We start from the raw sequence: 16,193 nt of genomic DNA on the forward strand, positions 1-16,193 counted from the left end.
CATTTCTTTTGGCAGGGCGAAGCGTCCCCGGTGAGCCGGATGGCAATTGTGGCGCGGCTCACCGTGACGGTTCGCCCTACCCTGCCTGACGCTCACGTCCGCTCCACGCGCCGCAAAAGTATCAATCCCGCGCCGATGAAAACCGCGTTCGGCAGCCAGATCAAAATCTCAGGATGCAAGTCGGGCCGCTTGTCGAGCCAGCCGACCGCGACCGACATCACGTAATACACCACGACCAGCAGCATCGCGATGCCGATGTTCGCCGACGATTCCTTGCGCTGCGTGCGGATGCCGAGCGGAATCGCAATGAGCGCGAACGAAAACACCCCGAGCGAAAACGTAAGCTTGTTGTGAATCGTGAGCGTGAGCTTCAGCCGGTCGATGTCGGTGGCCTTCGGGTCGTGCGCGAGCTCCGTCCGACGCTCCAGAAGCTGCGGCAGCGTGAGCCAGTTGAGCTTTTGCCTAAAACCGCGCCTGCCGAGAAAATCGCCGAGGGGAATTTCGACCGCCTGCTCCGTGCCGCCCATTTGCAGAATGTTGTTGTGGCCGGAGCGCGTCTCCGGATCGGCCGCCGCGCGCGCCTCGATGTTGCCCTCGAAAGGCAGCACGCGCAGGATTTCCCTGTCCAGGTCGAACTCAATGACGGCGGACGCCGCGTGATAAATGTAGGTCGCGCGCTGCTGGTTGTCCAACAGCCACACCCAGAGATTCTGGTAAGTCTGGCCGTCCTTCTTGTCGAAAAAAATGACCGCGCCCGGAATCTCGCGCATGAAGGTGCGCGGCACAAAAAAGTTCGCCGCCGAATGCCGGAGCGCCTTCTCAAGCTCGACGTGGTAGGACACGCGCGACTTTGGCATGAGATAAAAATTGATGCCGAGCTCCGCGACGACGCCGAACAGCGCAATCACAAGAATCGGGCGCGCGATTTGCAAAATGCTGCGCCCCGAAGTGCGCATGGCGGTGATCTCGTTGTCCGCCGACATGCGCCCGAGCACGAGCAGCACGCCGATGAGCATGCCGATGGGCACGGCGTAGGTGCCCACGTATTGGGCCATGTCCCAGCACAATTTCAGAAAGAGCCCGAAGGGAATGCGCCCGTCGAGCAGATACACGAGCACGTCCTTGAGCAAATTGACCGCGCCAAAAATAAATCCTATGAAAACAATCGCCGCCGCCGCCGAGGAAAGGACGGAGCTGGCGATATAGCGATGTAGGATTTTAAACATGCGAACTTAGGGGCGCACTTTACGCGCGCCCGTTGCCGGACGGCAATCGAATTGGCAAACAACATTTCAAAGAGGGGCTCATCTCAAAATTTTGCCCGAGTCACGCGTTCGCACGGAGCGGCGAATGGCGGACTGTCGGCCTTTGGCCTCGAAACCAGGTCGCCGGACACGCGAAGCGTTCCCGGTTTGAAAAACGAAGACGCAATGCGTGAAGTTGCGTGAAGTGCGAGGCGCGTTGCGCCTCGTCCGGTGGCCTGGAGACCGCCGCTCCGTCGCACGCGTTTCCTTACGCATCTCAAAATTCTGAGATGCGCCCTTTCAAAGGCGCGAGTAGGGGCGTCGCAAGCGACGCCCCTACTAAAACAACTCCCCTTGCGCGCCGGGTTTTTCGGCGGCGATTCGTTTGGCCTCGTCGCCCAGGAACGCGCCGTAGCGTTCGAGCCAGTCGTCGAGTTTGTCGTTATAATACACGGGATCATACGGCGCGAGCCCGGCGTCATGGGCGCCGAGCGGGCGGGCGCGCTGCCAGTCCGCCGTTTTGCCCTTTTCCCTTGCGGTGATGTAGTAGCTGACGCGCTCGCCCATGCGCGGACGGGGCGTCATCCGCAACGCCACCTCGGCGGTCGCGCGACGCGGCTTGCCGCCCTCGGCAATGAAGCGCTCGTAGGTCTCGGGGTTCTGGGAGAGGATTTCCGACTTCGCGAGCTCAGCCACCGGCATTTCACTTTTGCCGATGCGGCTGCGGTAATCCTCGAGGAGCGCGAGCGGCGATTCGTCCGTCGCGCCGAGCAGATAGCGGATGAGTGTGTCGCTGAGTTTTTTGAGATACGGCTCGATGCCACGCGAGCGAAGCGCGGAACCGCGAATGGTGATTTTACCGCCGGGGCACTTGTCGATGAGCGCATAGTTTTTCGACTTGTAGCAAAACATCGCCGCGTAGCTGCCGTCGTGCTCGAGTTCGATGCCCTCGGGAAGCACCGTTTGCGCACTGGCGAGAAGCGCGGAGGGATCGGCAAAATATTTTTTTGACGAGAGGTAAATGCCGTCGGTGTCGGCCTCGAGGATGTCGCAACCCTCCGCGGCGAGCCTATCGATGAGCGCCTGCAGGAGTTCGCGCCCGCGGCGAGTCACCTCGGCGGCGAGCGCGCCGTCGCCGAAGCGCGCGCCGGAAAATCCGAGGTAGCCGTAGAAGGAATTGATCAGGATTTTGAAGCTCGCCTGGCGAGCCTGGTATTCGGCGCGCAGAAGCTCGTCGTCCGTGGTGCGCGCAAGTTGCTTGTATTTCAAGCGATACTCGCGCAGGCGGGCCAGCATCGGAATGAAAACGCCGAGCGTGTCGCAGGCGGGGTTTTGCCCGATGGAAAGAAGCAGGCTCGGGTAGAGCGAGGCGACGTCGAAGTGCAGCACGTTTTTGAACACGCCCTCCTTGAACGAGCGCGTGTAGCCGCCGGCGAAGGCGGACATCTCAACCGGCGCGGGGCACGACTGGCGCGCGTGATAATACTCCTCGAGGAAAAGCAGGTCGATCTTGGTCGTGGTGCCGCGCAGCGCGGCGTCCTGAAGCAGGATCGGAAACGTGCGCGTCTGCTCGAAATACGTGGGCAGGAGCAAATCGGCGAGCCCCTTGGTTTCGCGCAAGTCGTCGGCGAGATAGGCGAGAAACGCCTCGCGGTTTTCGCGATACGCGTTGCGAAGTTCCGAGCCCTTGATGTAAGTGCGCGCGCCGGTGGCGTCGGCGTCCTCGGCGGTGATGCCGAAAAAGACCGCGCTGTCCTTGAGACCGTAGCTTGTCATTTCGCGCGTGGTGATGTCGTGCAATTGCACGAGCATGTAGGTGTCGATCACGGCGCGCCCGGGGATGTCGCATCGCGGAAAATCGAGCCAGCGCTCGGCGACTTTCAGGCGCGAGTTGCGAAACGCGGCCTTCTGCCCGAAACGTCCCCACGCGCAGGGAATTTTGTGACGCCGCGTGCGCTGGCGCAGGTAGTCGAGGTCGAACTTGAAAATATTATGCCCCTCGATCGTGTCGGGATCCTCGGCGGCGAGAACCGCGTTGAATTGCTCGAGCAGTTTTTTCTCCGCCGCGGCGGTCGGTTCATCAAGGACAAGAAGCTGCCGTCGCGGCGCGGGCGAATCCGCCGATGTGAATTGGAGCCCGATGGCGAGAACATAGTCGGTCGGATTCGAGGGATCGCTAAACGCACCCCCGCCGGCGGAATCGGTTTCGATGTCGAGCTGGCAGCGCCGAAGCTGGTGAAACCCAAGGTCGCCAAAAAGACGCTGCCGGGTTTGCAGGAGAAATTGATTTTCAAACGGACGAAGCACATCGGTGCCGACACGCGCGTCCGCCGGTGTTTTTTTGGCGGCGGAAATCAGCGCATCGTAGGCGTCGGGCGTGTCGGCGTGCGCGAGCTGCGTGAAAACGCCCCGTCCCTTGAGCGCCTCGATGCGCGCGCCCTCGGGCGAGTCAATCTCCGCCGAGGTGAGCCACGCAAACGGATGAAACGCGGCGGATTGCCCGGTGCGCGTGCCGTCGGCATTCGCAAGCGAGAGGTGCGCGACGCGGTCACCGTCGATCCAAAGGCCGCAGATGCTCTGCGCTGGGTGTTGAGCGGAGGGAGTTTGCCCGGACATGAACAATTGAATGCGCGAGAACTCCGCGCAGGTCAACGCCGCCGCAACCGTCTCATTGCGAAAAATTAAAAAAAGAACCCCCTCGCATTTTTTTGAAAAAACGCGAGGGGGTTAAAATTGGCGTCCCCACGGGGATTCGAACCCCGGTTCTCACCGTGAAAGGGTGGTGTCCTAACCGGGCTAGACGATGGGGACTAATCCGGAAGAACCGCGAACGCTACGAGTCGCCCCCTTTTGCGCAAGGTTTTTTTCGAGTTTCTTTTGTCTTTGTAATTTTAAGGGCGTCACACGGCACGCGTCAGGCTGTCGCCAAAGCTCGTCTCAAAACTGCATTACGGACTTCTCAACGCCTTAAAATTGCATTTGTCTGTTTTCTTTTCATGAAACGCCTCGCTCCTTTTGCATTGTTCGCAGCCTTGTTCTGTCTGTTTGTCGGCCCGTTACTCGGAGCCGTGCTGCCCGCCGCAACCACAACGACTTCATCCGCGGACAAGTCGCCCGCGGGCACTCTCTCGTCCACCATCACCACGATCACCGGCATCGCCATTTCCCCGCTGCTCGGCACGGGCGCCTACGGCGCTTACAAATACATGCGCGCATCGGATGAGGACCGGGCGAAACTTGCATGGTTTGCGCAACCCGCGTTTTTCATTCCGGCGCTGCTGATCGCGCTGGCCTGCGCGTTCAAGGATACGCTGGGGGCGGTTTTGCCGGCGGGATGGAAAAAGCCGCTCGATATTTTGGAGACTGTCGAAAACAAGGCGTCCGGCCTCGTCGCCGCGGGCGCGGTGGTGCCGCTCACCGTGGACTCGCTGCGCGGGTTGATCGCCGAATACGCGGCGCCGGCGGCAAGCGCGACGGAGCCGACCGGGCTGGCAATGGTGAACCTGGCCGCGATCGATTTTTCGTGGCTGCTGAACATCCTCACGGTGCCGCTGGGCATCGCCGTTTTTGCCGTGGTGTGGATGGCGTCGCATGCAATCAACGTGCTCATTTTGCTGAGTCCGTGGGGCGCGATTGACGCGGCGCTGAAGAGCGCGCGCACCGCGTTGCTAGGTCTGATCACGGTCACCTCCACGCTTGATCCGAAGATCGCCGCGATCATGTCGGTGGCGGTGATCGTCATTTCGTATTTTGTGGCGGGATGGTCGTTCCGGTTGATGATTTTTGGAACGGCGTTCACCTGGGACTATTTCACATTCCGAAAATACCGCTTCAAGGTGAACGCCTCGGCCAACAATGTTTTCAGCGGCGCGCATATGGAAAAGGTGCCGCTTCGCACATTCGGGCGATTGATCAACGAGCCGGAAACCGGCTGCCTGCGCTTTGCATTCAAACCGTGGCTCGTGCTGCCGGAGCGTTCGGTCGAGGTGAAATTGAAGGAGCCGTTTGTGGGCAAGGGGCTGTTCTTCTCAAGCGTGCGCGACGGCGAATACACCCTGTTCTTGCTGCCGCCGCGTTATCGCGGGCACGAGGAAGAAGTCGTGAAAACCTACAACCTTTCGGGCGGCGTGAAGGACGCGGGGCTCCTCAAGGCGTGGAGCTCGATGCGGGAGCTGTTCGGCGGAAGCGCGACTAAAACACAAGTTTCGTAAGACCCGCCCGCGGCGAGAAATTTCGAAAAATTCAAAAAAACGGGCACATATTCCCGCCTTTGGAATTTGAATATTGAATATTGGAATTTCCCGCCGCAGGCGGGTCTTACCAAACATCCAGCACGGCGTGCGTCACGCCGTTTGCCAGCGAGGAGGCCAGCAGCGGCATCGCGTTGTATTCGGCCTGCAGCTGGTCGCTTTGGCGCGCGTCAAAAGTGGGCGTGGTAAAAATCTGCCTCGTGGATGAAACCGGGCGTTTTTCAAAATACACCTTGCCGTCATTCGCGCCTTGAAGCGTGCACACGGCGAGAACCGTGAGGTCGAACTTGCGGGCGAGCCCCGAATCGTCGGCGCGCGACGTGGTCATGTTGCGCGTGTAGCGTTCGAGCGTGACTGTGAGCGTGACATCGGCGGCGGCGGCCGAGTTGACGACCGAGAGGCGTCCGTCGCGCACAAACCCATCCCTCAGTTGCGCGGAAAAAATCGCGGCACCCTGGGGGATGTTCGCCGCATTTTCGACGGGCGCGATGTAGATCGTGCGAAACGGCAGATTGCCGCCGGAGCCGAGCCGGTAGTGCGAGCAGGCGGAAAACACACCGCCGCACAACAACAGCATCACCGCGAGGAAGCATTGACTTGAAAAACGCATGATGAAAACGAATGTCCGCGTTTCGCCCGATGACCATGCAAAAATTTGCGTGTCAGCGGACGGCTTTCCCTCTTTGATTTGCGTTTTTCCATTTCCACCAACCGTCATGCTTGATCCTAAACTACTTCGTGAATCGCCCGGCACCGTGCGCGCGGCGATTGCCAAAAAACACCTTCAAGTCGATCTCGACGCCGTCATCGCGCTCGACAACGCATGGCGCGCGCTCTTGCAGGAAACCGAAACGCTGCGCTCCAGGCAAAAGGCCGCGAACGGCGAAATGGCCAAACTGCCGAAGGGCTCGCCCGAGTTCATCGCGAAGGTCGCGGAGATGAAGGCGGTGTCCGCGCAGGTGAAGGAAAAGGAGGCCGCGCTCAAGGACGCCGAGGAAAAATGCCGCGCCGCCATGCTCTCGCTCCCGAACATCCCGCACGAAAGCGTGCCCGAGGGCGCGACGCCGGAGCAGAACGTCGTTTTTTCGACGCACGGCGACATTGCCGCGCTCGTCTCGCCGCACGCCAAGCCGCACTACGAAATCGACGGCTTCAACAAGCTCTTCGACTTCGACCGCGGCGCGAAGGTGACCGGCGCGGGGTTTCCGTTTTACGTCGGCGACGGCGCGAAGATCGTGCGCGCGCTGCTCCAGTTCTTCCTCGATGAGGACACGAAGGCCGGCTACACGGAGGTCAATCCGCCCATCTTCGTCAACGAGGCCAGCGCCACCGCCGTCGGCCAGCTCCCCGACAAGGAGGGCATGATGTATGAGACGATCCCCGACCGCTTTTACGCGATCCCCACGGCCGAGACTCCGCTCACCAATTTCTTCCGCGACGAAATCATCGACGAGGCCGCGCTGCCGGTCTGCCGTTGCGCCTACACGCCGTGCTTCCGCCGCGAGGCGGGCAGCTACGGCAAGGACGTGCGCGGACTCAACCGCCTGCACCAGTTCGACAAGGTCGAGCTGCTCAAATGGGTGCACCCGTCGAAGAGCTACGAGGAGCACGACAAGCTCCGCGACGACGCCGAGCGCCTGTTGCAAAAACTCGGGCTCCCCTACCGCGTGCTCCTGATGTGCGGCGGCGACCTCGGGTTTTCGCAGGCAAAAAAATACGACCTCGAAGTCTGGTCGGGCGGGCAAAAACGCTGGCTCGAAGTTTCGAGCTGCTCGAACTTCGAGTCGTTCCAGGCGCGCCGCGCGCAAATCCGTTTCCGCGGCAAGGACGGCAAGCCCGAGCTCGTCCACACGCTCAACGGCTCCGGCCTCGCGATCCCGCGCGTGCTCTCGGCGCTCCTGGAAAACAACCTGCAAGCCGACGGCCGCGTGAAAATCCCCGCCGCGCTCGCGCCGTATTTCGGCAAGGAATATTTGTCGTTCGCGTGATCGTTTCGCAAGGGCGCCGATTGCGGCCCCCTCCCCTACGGCATCAAATCTCCACGCGCTGTTTATCCCTGGCCTCCTGCCGGCGGAAAAATAGCGCCGTGCCGCCCACCGCGCCGACGCACACACAGCGACCCTCGTCGGCGATTTGTTCGCATAGTTCGGCGCGCACGTCGCGGCCTTTTTCGAGCAACCGCACCTTGATCAGCTCGTGCGCGTTGAGCGCGCGCTGCAGCTCCAGTAAAAATTCGCGCGTGATTCCGGATTTGCCGAGCTTAAGCGCCGGCTCGAGCGTCTGCCCGATGCCGCGAAGTTTTTTTCTCTGCGCGCCCGTGAGTGGAAAGTCATACATGGTTTCGAGGAAATTTTCTGAAATAGAATCAGTCGAAAAAATTGATTGGCAATTCGCGAAATGCGCCCGGCTCAATGCCGTCCAAGTCGAGCGGGCCGAACTTTTCGCGATGCAGCGCGAGCACCTCGCTGCCCTGGCTCGCCAGCATCCGGCGCACCTGGTGGTAACGCCCCTCGGTAAGCGTCAGCTCCGCCGTATTCGGATTTAGGATACGCAACCGGGCGGGCAGGCATGGCTGCTTTTCGCCGTCAAGCACGAGCGCGCCCGATGCAAACAACCCGACGGCCTCCGGCGGAACCGGGCTCGCGACAGTCGCGCGATAAACTTTCGGCACCTTGTGCCTTGGCGACGTGAGCCGGTGCACGAGCGCGGTTTGGTCGGTCAGCAGAATCAAGCCGCTGGTGTCCTTGTCGAGCCGCCCGACACTCGTCACCTGCGGATTGCGCGCGCGCCAGCGCGAAGGCAGCAGCGAATAGACATTCGGCCCCTCGCGCGGATCGTGCGAGCACACAAGACCGGCGGGCTTGTTGAGCACGACAAGAATCCCCTCCGGATGATCCAGCGGTTCTCCATCAACGAGCACATTAGCCGGGTCAACTTTTTCAGAGGTGTCGCGCAACACCCCGTCCGAATCGCGCTGCGTCACCGCGTGCGTTTTCAGAAACAGGCGCGCCGCGCTGCGCGAGCAGTAACCGAGGCTGGCAAGGATTTGGTCGAGTCGACGGCGCATGGCGGGTGGTATTTTTTAAAAAGATGTAAACAAAACGCCGGGACTGACAACGATTGTTGCGCGCCGGGGCGTTGCAATTTGATGATTCATTTTTGATTTTAATGTGCCAGTCTCCACCAGATTTTCAAAGCCCAGACCCAAAACACGCCGACATTATGATTTCAATGCCGCCCGACCAATCATGAAAATCAGCCTTCCTGTTTGCATTTTTCTGCTCCTCGCAATGACCGGCAACGCCGAACACCCCCAGCCGCCAATCAAAACCAACCCGCTCACACCCGAGGAGGCGCGGGTGATTCTGCACAAGGGCACGGAAAGGGCGTTCAGCGGCAAATACCACAAGTTCGACGGCAAGGGCGTTTACACCTGCAAACATTGCGACGCGATTCTGTTCCGCTCGTCCGACAAATTTGACTCCGAATGCGGCTGGCCGAGTTTCGACAACGACGTCCCCGAAGCCGTGAAAAAAACTCCCGACGCCGACGGCAGGCGCACGGAAATCGTCTGCAATCGTTGCGGCGGCCACCTCGGCCACGTTTTTCACGGCGAGCGTTTCACGGCAAAAAACACGCGCTACTGCGTCAACTCGGTCTCGCTCAATTTCGTGCCGTCAGCGCAAATGAAAGTTGGGAAAGCCTATTTTGCCGCCGGGTGCTTTTGGGGCGTTGAGTATTATCTGGAAAAGGCAAAGGGCGTGGTCGCGACGACCGTCGGCTACATGGGCGGAACGACCAAAAATCCCACCTACAGGCAAGTGTGCGACGGCGGCACCGGCCACATCGAGACGGTCGAGGTCGTTTACGACCCGCTGCAAACCGATTTCGAATCGCTCGCCCGCCTCTTCTTCGAGATTCACGATCCCACGCAAACAGACCGGCAGGGTCCCGACATCGGCGAACAATATCGCGGCGCGATTTTTTATCTTAACGACGGGCAAAAAAACACCGCGGAAAAATTGATCCGCATCCTGAGGGACAAGGGCCTGGGCGTCGCGACCAAGCTGGAGGCCGCGCCGGCCTTCTGGAAAGCGGAGGACTACCACCAGCAATACTACGACAACAACGGCAAGCAGCCCTACTGCCACGCCCGCACAAAACGATTCTGAAAAACGTCCGCGCCACGTTGCAAACAGGCCAAACCAGGCCCATATTTTTATTTATTTTTCTCAAACACCACATGGACCAGTCCCGCACAGCCTCCAACAACGCCCCCGACGCGACGCCCCGCGCATCTTCGTCGGCCTTTGACCTTGATTTGGTGCGCAAGTATTCCCATGTCGCAGCCCCCCGTTACACGTCCTATCCGCCCGCGACCAAATTTTCCGATGAGCTGGCCGTGCTGCGCGCGGAGGACGCGATCGCCGGGGACAACAATCCCGCAGCGGACGACAACGACGGGCAACCGCTCTCGCTGTATTTTCACCTGCCGTTTTGCGAATCGCGCTGCTGGTATTGCGGATGCACGGCGGTGATCACGCGCGACCAAGGCGCGGCGGACGCCTACCTGGACGACCTCGCGCGCGAAATGGAACTGGTCACGAGCAAAATCGACCGGCGGCGCAAAGTCGCGCAACTGCACCTCGGCGGCGGCTCGCCCACATTTTTCACGCCCGGCCAACTGCGGCGCCTGAACGGCCTCGTGCGCGCGCACTTCGCCTATGCGCCGGATGCCGAGGTGAGCGTTGAAATTGATCCGCGCAAATTTTCGCAAGAGCATGTGCACGCGTTGCGCGAAATGGGCGCGACGCGCGCCTCGCTCGGCATACAGGACACCAACCGCCGCGTTCAACTCGCAATCCACCGATACCAGCCAAACACCCTGAACCAGCAGGCCGTCGCATGGCTGCGCGAGCAAGGTTTCACATCGATCAACCTCGACCTGATCTACGGACTGCCGCTGCAAACCGCCGCATCCTTCGAACGCACGCTCGCCGATGTGCTCGCGCTTTCGCCCGACCGCCTCTCGATTTTCAGCTACGCGCACATCCCCTGGATAAAACCCGCCCAACGCATTTTCGAGGACCGCGGACAGCTTCCCGGAGCCGAGGAAAAACTGGCCATGTTCGCGCTCGCGCACAAGCGGCTCACCGACGCCGGCTTTGTGGACATCGGGCTGGATCATTTTGCAAAACCCGACGACGAACTCGCCGCGGCGCTGCGCAACGGCACGCTGCAGCGCAATTTTCAAGGCTACAGCACGAAGGCCGGCACATCGCTCTACGCGTTCGGCATGTCGGCGATTTCGCAAACCCGCGCCGCCTACTGGCAAAACACAAAGGACCTCGCCGCCTACCGCGCGACGCTCGCCGGCGGACGACTGCCGGTGGCGCGCGCCCTGTGCCTCAGCGCCGAGGACCAGCGCCGGCGCACGATCATCATGCGCATCATGTGCGACCGCCAAATCGACTTCGCCGCGATATCGGCGGAGCTGGGCGTTGACTTTGCGCAAACCCACGCCCGCGAACTCGCCTCGATGTCGGATTTGGTGGCCGACGGAATCGTGCGACTGACCTCCGACAAATTGGAGATCACACCAGTGGGCGTTCCGCTGCTGCGCCTGGCCGCAATGCGTTTCGACACCACGCTCGCCAGGCCGTCCGGCCCGGACGGCTCCGCCCCGCCAATGCACGCGCGCGTGATTTGACACGGCATTTCACACGCGGGCTGGCGTTGCCGTATCCATTGTTTACGGTGGGATGCAAAAACGCCTGTTTGCATTCTCCCAAAAAACGCTTAAATTTGCCGCATCATGAACCTCAAGACCCTCATCGACGAAACGGCCAATCGTGCGGATGAAACGCTCGATGGTTGCACAAACCCATCGGAAGCCCGTTCGATCTTGCTCGAATTGCTAGCCACCGAACACCCGGAACTCCAGCAAACCGACCTCCGGAAAATCGTCGACCAAGTTACGGCGATTCTCACCAACGAGGGATTCTTCGAAAGCGGCCCCGGCGGCGGATGGGAAGGCGGCGGCGATGACGACGAAAGCGACGGCCTGGGCGGGGACGAATAATATCGGCACCTTCAACACACTCACTTTTTCGGATTTTCTTCCGAACCTAAAAGCTTCTTTTGCAAATGTTTTAGCGGAATATCGACGTTAAAATAGAGTGTTATTTTTGAGCCATCCCTAGTCGTCACCATTCGCTTGTCAAACGAAACTCCCTCATGGACAACCAGATACTGGTCACCGGGAGCAATTCCTAAAATCGACATGAGCGAATACTCCTCTCTCACACTAATTACCTTGAAGGCGGTCTCAAAGCTCTTCCCGTCACCGCTCATCAAAATCGAATCAACCAACCCAAACCAACGCTGCCGTGCCTCGTCCGCTTTTGCCTCGTCGCCTTTTGTTCGCAAAATCGAGGATTTGCATATCCACAGGTCAATATCGCATGGGTCTGCAGCCAATGCTTCATCGACCTCTTTCAGCGCCGTTTCAAAATCATTTTTCTCCATCAACGCATTCACTTTTTTCAGGGCATCCGAGTTTTTTGATGCATATGGTTCAAAATTCTTGGATGTCGCAAAAGCCATCCGCTCCTCGCCCGCTTTTTTAGCACGCTCTTTCCGTTCAGTCGGCCAATTATCCTGTGCGCTCAACACAGACACACCCAAAAAAATCAAACTACAGAACAAAGCGATTGGGGATATTCTCATAATGCTTTTGTGAACCATTCAGGCCAAGTGTTACCCAAACTAAAAAGAGTTACCTCAAAAGCACAAGGGATCATTTTCGCGGCACCCCGCATTTCATCCTTTAACCCCGCGCCGGGACGCCCATTTTTGAGGGTTCCGAAATGAGTATTCGATTTTCCCAGCGCATCCTGTTCGCCGCACTCGCATCCCTCCTGTTCGCCGCATCGCAACCGGCGCTCCACGCCGCGCCAAAAAAAACGGCCAAGCGCGCCGCGGCACCCGCCGTCTACAAAGGCGCCATCACCATCAATGTGCAGGACGGCGCCGTGCTCTTCGAGGACAACGCCGACGTCGTCAATCCGCCCGCCAGCATCACAAAGCTGATGACATTCCTCGTCGTGCACGACGCGATCAAGGCCGGCCAAATCTCCCTCAACACACCCGTCACAGTCACCGCCGAGGACAGCCGGATGGGAGGCACGCAAGTCTGGCTCATGGAAAAGGAAGTCTTCCCCGTCGAAGAACTCCTCTACGCGCTCATGATTCACTCCGCCAATGACTGCGCCAACGCCCTCGCGCGAGCCACCGCCGGCTCGCGCGCCGCATTCGTCGAACGCATGAACATCCGCGCCCGACAGCTCGGCATGACCAACACCACCTTCACCTCCCCCCACGGACTTCCGCCGCCCAGCCGAAAAACCAGCGATGGCGACCTCTCCACACCGCGCGACATCGCCCTGCTCTCCCGCCACCTCATCGCCCATACCGACATTCTCAAATACACATCGGTGCGTTTGCGCAAATTCGGCGAAAACGTGCGCCCGCAAAAATCGCAAACCGACATGGTCAACCACAACAAACTCCTTGGCAAAGTCCCTGGCGTTGACGGGCTCAAAACCGGATTCACCAACAGCGCCGGGTTCTGCCTCTCCGCCACCGCCGAGCGCGACGGACGCCGCGTCATCGTCGTGAGCATGGGCACGCCAACCCGCATCGCACGTGATGCCAGGGTCGCCGAGCTCATCGAATCCGCCTTCTCCAAGCTTTCCGAAATCCCCCTCTCGCCCGTGTCGGCTCCGCCACCTGTTTCGCCCGTCACCCCGCCACCGGAGCCGCCACCCGCCGCGCCGGCAAACACCGCCGCTCCCGCGCCCGCCGCGCAACTCGGCGAGATCCCGCGCATCGTTTTTCCCGCGCCGGGCGGTTCCGGCGGCTCTCGCAAGAAATAACGCCTCAAAATCATTACAGGCTCGCCACATTCCGCATTCCACATTCCACATTCCGCATTCAATTATGTTTATCGACGAATGTGTAATCAAAGCCCAGGCCGGTGACGGCGGACGCGGCTGCATCAGCTTCCGCCGCGAAAAATACGAACCCTGGGGCGGCCCCAACGGCGGCGACGGCGGCCGCGGCGGCGATGTCGTCCTCATCGGCGACGTGAACACCAACAATCTCATCGACTACAAATACAAGCCCCACTGGAAGGGCGAGCGCGGCGAGCACGGCATGGGCTCCGACTGCAACGGACGCGAAGGCCGCCCCGCCATTTTGAAAATGCCGCTCGGCACCGTCGTCATCAACGAGGAGACCGGCAAGGCCGTCGCCGAGGTCGTGCACGAGGGCGAGCGCATCGTGCTCTGCAAGGGCGGCAACGGCGGCTGGGGCAACACCCGCTTCAAAAGCTCCACCAACCGCGCCCCAAAACGAGCCAACCCCGGCGCGCCCGGCGAGGGCGGCACGTTCCGGCTTGTCCTCAAAAGCATCGCCGACATCGGTCTTGTCGGATTTCCCAACGCCGGCAAATCCTCGCTCACAAGCAAAATCACCAAGGCGCACCCCAAGACCGCCGCGTATCCTTTCACGACGCTGCACCCGCAGATCGGCGTCATCGAATACAACGACCTGAAAACGCAGGACCGCCTGCTCATCGCCGACGTGCCCGGCCTCATCGAGGGCGCGAGCGAAAACCGCGGCCTCGGCCATCGCTTCCTGCGCCACATCGAGCGCTGCACGCTGCTCATGTTCATGATCGACATGGCGGGCACCGACGCCCGCGACCCGCGCGACGACTACGCCACTCTCCTCAAGGAACTGAAGCTCTACGATCCGGCGCTTGCGAAAAAAGCGCGCGTCGTCGTCGCCAACAAAATGGACATTCCCGAGGCCGAAAAAAACCTGAAAAAGTTCAAGACCCGGCACAAAGTGGACATCCTGAAAATCTCCTGCCTGACCGGCGACGGCTTGGACAAGTTGAAAAAGGAACTCCTCAAGCGCGTCCGCAAGGCAAAGCCAAGTGGCAAATGAACCGCAAGCCACGGCGGGATGTTGCGCAAGCGCCAACCTCACAAAATCTGATTTTCAAAAAATACCCATTACGGCACAATGGGCGGGATTGATGCGGGAGGATCGGACATGGATTTCGCCCAGGCAAAACGGGCAAATCCCGCGGGCTTCTTGACCGTGCGAAGAAAAACGATTCCTTTGACGCGCATGTCACCCAAATTACCTCTGATCCAAACGACGCTTGGTGTGTGCGCTTTTGCGGCGAGCGCCGTGTCAATTTCCGCGGCATCCCAACCGAAAAATATCGTTTTGATGCTTGTTGACGACCTCGGCTGGGGCGACACCGGGCCTTATGGCGGGAGATTTGCGGAGACGCCAAACTTCGACCGTCTCGCCAAGGAAGGAATGCGATTCACCAACGCCTACGCGCCCGCGCCGATTTGTTCGGCAACCCGCGCCGCCATCATGACGGGGAAAGCCCCGGCACGGTTGAATTTCGAATTTGTTATTCAGGCGCGCGGTGCCAAGCCGCCACCCGGCACCGTTTTGAGACAACCCGATTTTCCGCGTTTTCTTGATCCGGCGGAAACCAGCATGGGCGATGTGATGGGGGCGGCCGGTTATGTCACCGGATATTTTGGAAAGTGGCATCTTTCGGAGCACGGAGTTCCCGGAAACGAACGCTATCTCGGCTACGGCAGCCAGGGGCCGGACAAACAGGGTTTTGTCCATGTAAACGAGGAGCGCGGCAGCCATCCCTACAGTTACCCGAAAGGAAAAAAGAACCGTCCGGGATACGGCGATTTTAAGGAAGGCGAGTTCGCGCCCGACCTTCTTACCGACAGGATGATCGATTTTTTGAAAGCGCACCGGGATGAAAAATTCTTTCTCTGCCTTTCGCATTATTATGTGCACGCCCCCATTCACACCCGCTGCGAATGGTTGATTAAAAAATACAAGGCCAAGGCCGCCCGCATGGGTTTGCAGATGGACAAGGAACACATCGAGTATGCCGCTTTTGTGGAAACGATGGATCATCTTGTCGGGCGCGTGCTGGACGAGATGGACTCACTTGGCCTGGCGCAAAACACCCTGTTCGTCCTGATGTCCGACAATGGCGGCGATCCCCGTTTTGCCGACAATGGCGGATTGCGCGGCGGCAAGTGGACGCTCTACGAGGGCGGCACCCGAGTGCCGTTGATGGCTCGCTGGCCCGGAATAATCGGCGCAGGCTCCGTCAACGACACACCCGTGATCGGCACCGATTTGATGGCGACATTTTGCGAGGCCTTGGGCGTTAAAAAACCGGCGAGCGCGGTGGACAGCATGAGCTTCCTTCCCCTTCTCACCGGCAAGGCAAAGGCCCTGCCGCGGGACACCCTGACATGGCATTTCCCCTTCTATCACCCGCGAGTCACCGGAACCAAGCCGATCTCCTCCATCAGAAAAGGAGACCTGAAACTCATTTATTTCTACGAGGATGATCGCCTTGAACTTTTTGACCTCAAAAACGATCCCCTCGAAAAGAATGATCTGTCGTCCCTCAAAACACAAATTGCCGCCAACATGAAAAAAACACTGCTCGACACGCTCAACGCGCAAGGCGCGCGGTTTCCGACGAAGCGCGAGTAGGCGAAGTTGAGCCGTCCTCGTCTCCGTTCGCGTTGCGGCAAGAGTATTTCCGGTTTATTTTTTGCTCAAAATG

General features: G+C 59.7%; 14 protein-coding genes and 1 tRNA gene. 8 read left to right on the forward strand and 7 right to left on the reverse strand.

Going from position 1 to position 16,193, the window contains the following annotated elements:
* Positions 1 to 92: 92 nt before the first annotated feature.
* The 3 genes from M2103_RS06535 to M2103_RS06545 form a co-directional block, all read right to left on the reverse strand.
* Complete coding sequence (locus M2103_RS06535) at positions 93 to 1,226, reverse strand: LptF/LptG family permease (protein ID WP_277509520.1); 1,134 nt, start codon at positions 1,224 to 1,226, stop codon at positions 93 to 95.
* 357 nt (positions 1,227 to 1,583) lie between these two features.
* The gene (locus M2103_RS06540) at positions 1,584 to 3,860 is read right to left on the reverse strand and encodes a DNA polymerase domain-containing protein (RefSeq protein WP_277509522.1); all 2,277 of its coding nucleotides are present in this window, start codon (positions 3,858 to 3,860) and stop codon (positions 1,584 to 1,586) included.
* A gap of 118 nt (positions 3,861 to 3,978) precedes the next feature.
* Positions 3,979 to 4,055 (reverse strand) — tRNA-Glu (locus tag M2103_RS06545).
* Between the two features lie 185 nt (positions 4,056 to 4,240).
* On the opposite strand from M2103_RS06545, the gene M2103_RS06550 reads away from it, so the two are divergent.
* The gene (locus M2103_RS06550; RefSeq protein ID WP_277509523.1) at positions 4,241 to 5,455 is read left to right on the forward strand and encodes a hypothetical protein; all 1,215 of its coding nucleotides are present in this window, start codon (positions 4,241 to 4,243) and stop codon (positions 5,453 to 5,455) included.
* Positions 5,456 to 5,561: 106 nt separating this feature from the next.
* Here M2103_RS06550 and lptE read toward each other — a convergent pair whose 3' ends face one another.
* On the reverse strand, positions 5,562 to 6,104 hold the full coding sequence (lptE, locus tag M2103_RS06555; RefSeq protein WP_277509524.1) for an LPS assembly lipoprotein LptE: 543 nt from the start codon (positions 6,102 to 6,104) through the stop codon (positions 5,562 to 5,564).
* A gap of 106 nt (positions 6,105 to 6,210) precedes the next feature.
* Between lptE and serS the strand changes: the two genes are divergently transcribed.
* Positions 6,211 to 7,482: a serine--tRNA ligase gene (gene serS, locus M2103_RS06560; protein WP_277509525.1), complete on the forward strand. Its 1,272-nt coding sequence runs from the start codon at positions 6,211 to 6,213 to the stop codon at positions 7,480 to 7,482.
* Between the two features lie 43 nt (positions 7,483 to 7,525).
* On the opposite strand, the gene M2103_RS06565 is transcribed toward serS, so the two are convergent.
* Together M2103_RS06565 and M2103_RS06570 are read right to left on the reverse strand one after the other, a co-directional pair.
* On the reverse strand, positions 7,526 to 7,831 hold the full coding sequence (locus M2103_RS06565) for a YhbY family RNA-binding protein (RefSeq protein ID WP_277509526.1): 306 nt from the start codon (positions 7,829 to 7,831) through the stop codon (positions 7,526 to 7,528).
* A 28-nt stretch (positions 7,832 to 7,859) separates the two neighbouring features.
* Positions 7,860 to 8,561, reverse strand: a complete 702-nt coding sequence (locus tag M2103_RS06570; RefSeq protein ID WP_277509527.1) for a pseudouridine synthase — start codon at positions 8,559 to 8,561, stop codon at positions 7,860 to 7,862.
* Positions 8,562 to 8,784: 223 nt separating this feature from the next.
* Between M2103_RS06570 and M2103_RS06575 the strand changes: the two genes are divergently transcribed.
* The 3 genes from M2103_RS06575 to M2103_RS06585 all read left to right on the forward strand — a co-directional run bounded on the left by M2103_RS06575 (position 8,785) and on the right by M2103_RS06585 (position 11,576).
* Positions 8,785 to 9,666, forward strand: a complete 882-nt coding sequence (locus M2103_RS06575) for a bifunctional methionine sulfoxide reductase B/A protein (protein ID WP_345783545.1) — start codon at positions 8,785 to 8,787, stop codon at positions 9,664 to 9,666.
* A 71-nt stretch (positions 9,667 to 9,737) separates the two neighbouring features.
* Entirely contained in the window at positions 9,738 to 11,204 is a 1,467-nt protein-coding gene (hemN, locus tag M2103_RS06580) for an oxygen-independent coproporphyrinogen III oxidase (RefSeq protein ID WP_277509529.1), read from the forward strand.
* A 105-nt stretch (positions 11,205 to 11,309) separates the two neighbouring features.
* A complete protein-coding gene (locus M2103_RS06585) occupies positions 11,310 to 11,576 on the forward strand; it encodes a hypothetical protein (protein ID WP_277509531.1) in 267 nt (88 codons plus the stop codon).
* Between the two features lie 20 nt (positions 11,577 to 11,596).
* Here the strand turns inward: M2103_RS06585 and M2103_RS06590 are convergent, their stop codons facing one another.
* Complete coding sequence (locus tag M2103_RS06590; protein ID WP_277509532.1) at positions 11,597 to 12,223, reverse strand: DUF4919 domain-containing protein; 627 nt, start codon at positions 12,221 to 12,223, stop codon at positions 11,597 to 11,599.
* A 140-nt stretch (positions 12,224 to 12,363) separates the two neighbouring features.
* Between M2103_RS06590 and M2103_RS06595 the strand changes: the two genes are divergently transcribed.
* The 3 genes from M2103_RS06595 (at position 12,364) to M2103_RS06605 (ending at position 16,120) form a co-directional block, all read left to right on the forward strand.
* Positions 12,364 to 13,431, forward strand: coding sequence for a D-alanyl-D-alanine carboxypeptidase family protein (locus M2103_RS06595; protein ID WP_277509535.1), 1,068 nt, complete (start codon positions 12,364 to 12,366; stop codon positions 13,429 to 13,431).
* A gap of 64 nt (positions 13,432 to 13,495) precedes the next feature.
* The gene (obgE, locus tag M2103_RS06600; protein WP_277509537.1) at positions 13,496 to 14,509 is read left to right on the forward strand and encodes a GTPase ObgE; all 1,014 of its coding nucleotides are present in this window, start codon (positions 13,496 to 13,498) and stop codon (positions 14,507 to 14,509) included.
* Between the two features lie 249 nt (positions 14,510 to 14,758).
* Positions 14,759 to 16,120 carry a sulfatase gene (locus tag M2103_RS06605; RefSeq protein WP_345783543.1) on the forward strand — a complete coding sequence of 454 codons (1,362 nt, stop codon included), beginning with the start codon at positions 14,759 to 14,761 and terminating at the stop codon, positions 16,118 to 16,120.
* Positions 16,121 to 16,193 lie beyond the last annotated feature (73 nt).

It is taken from the genome of Ereboglobus sp. PH5-5, from assembly GCF_029504805.1.
GTDB lineage: Bacteria > Verrucomicrobiota > Verrucomicrobiia > Opitutales > Opitutaceae > Ereboglobus.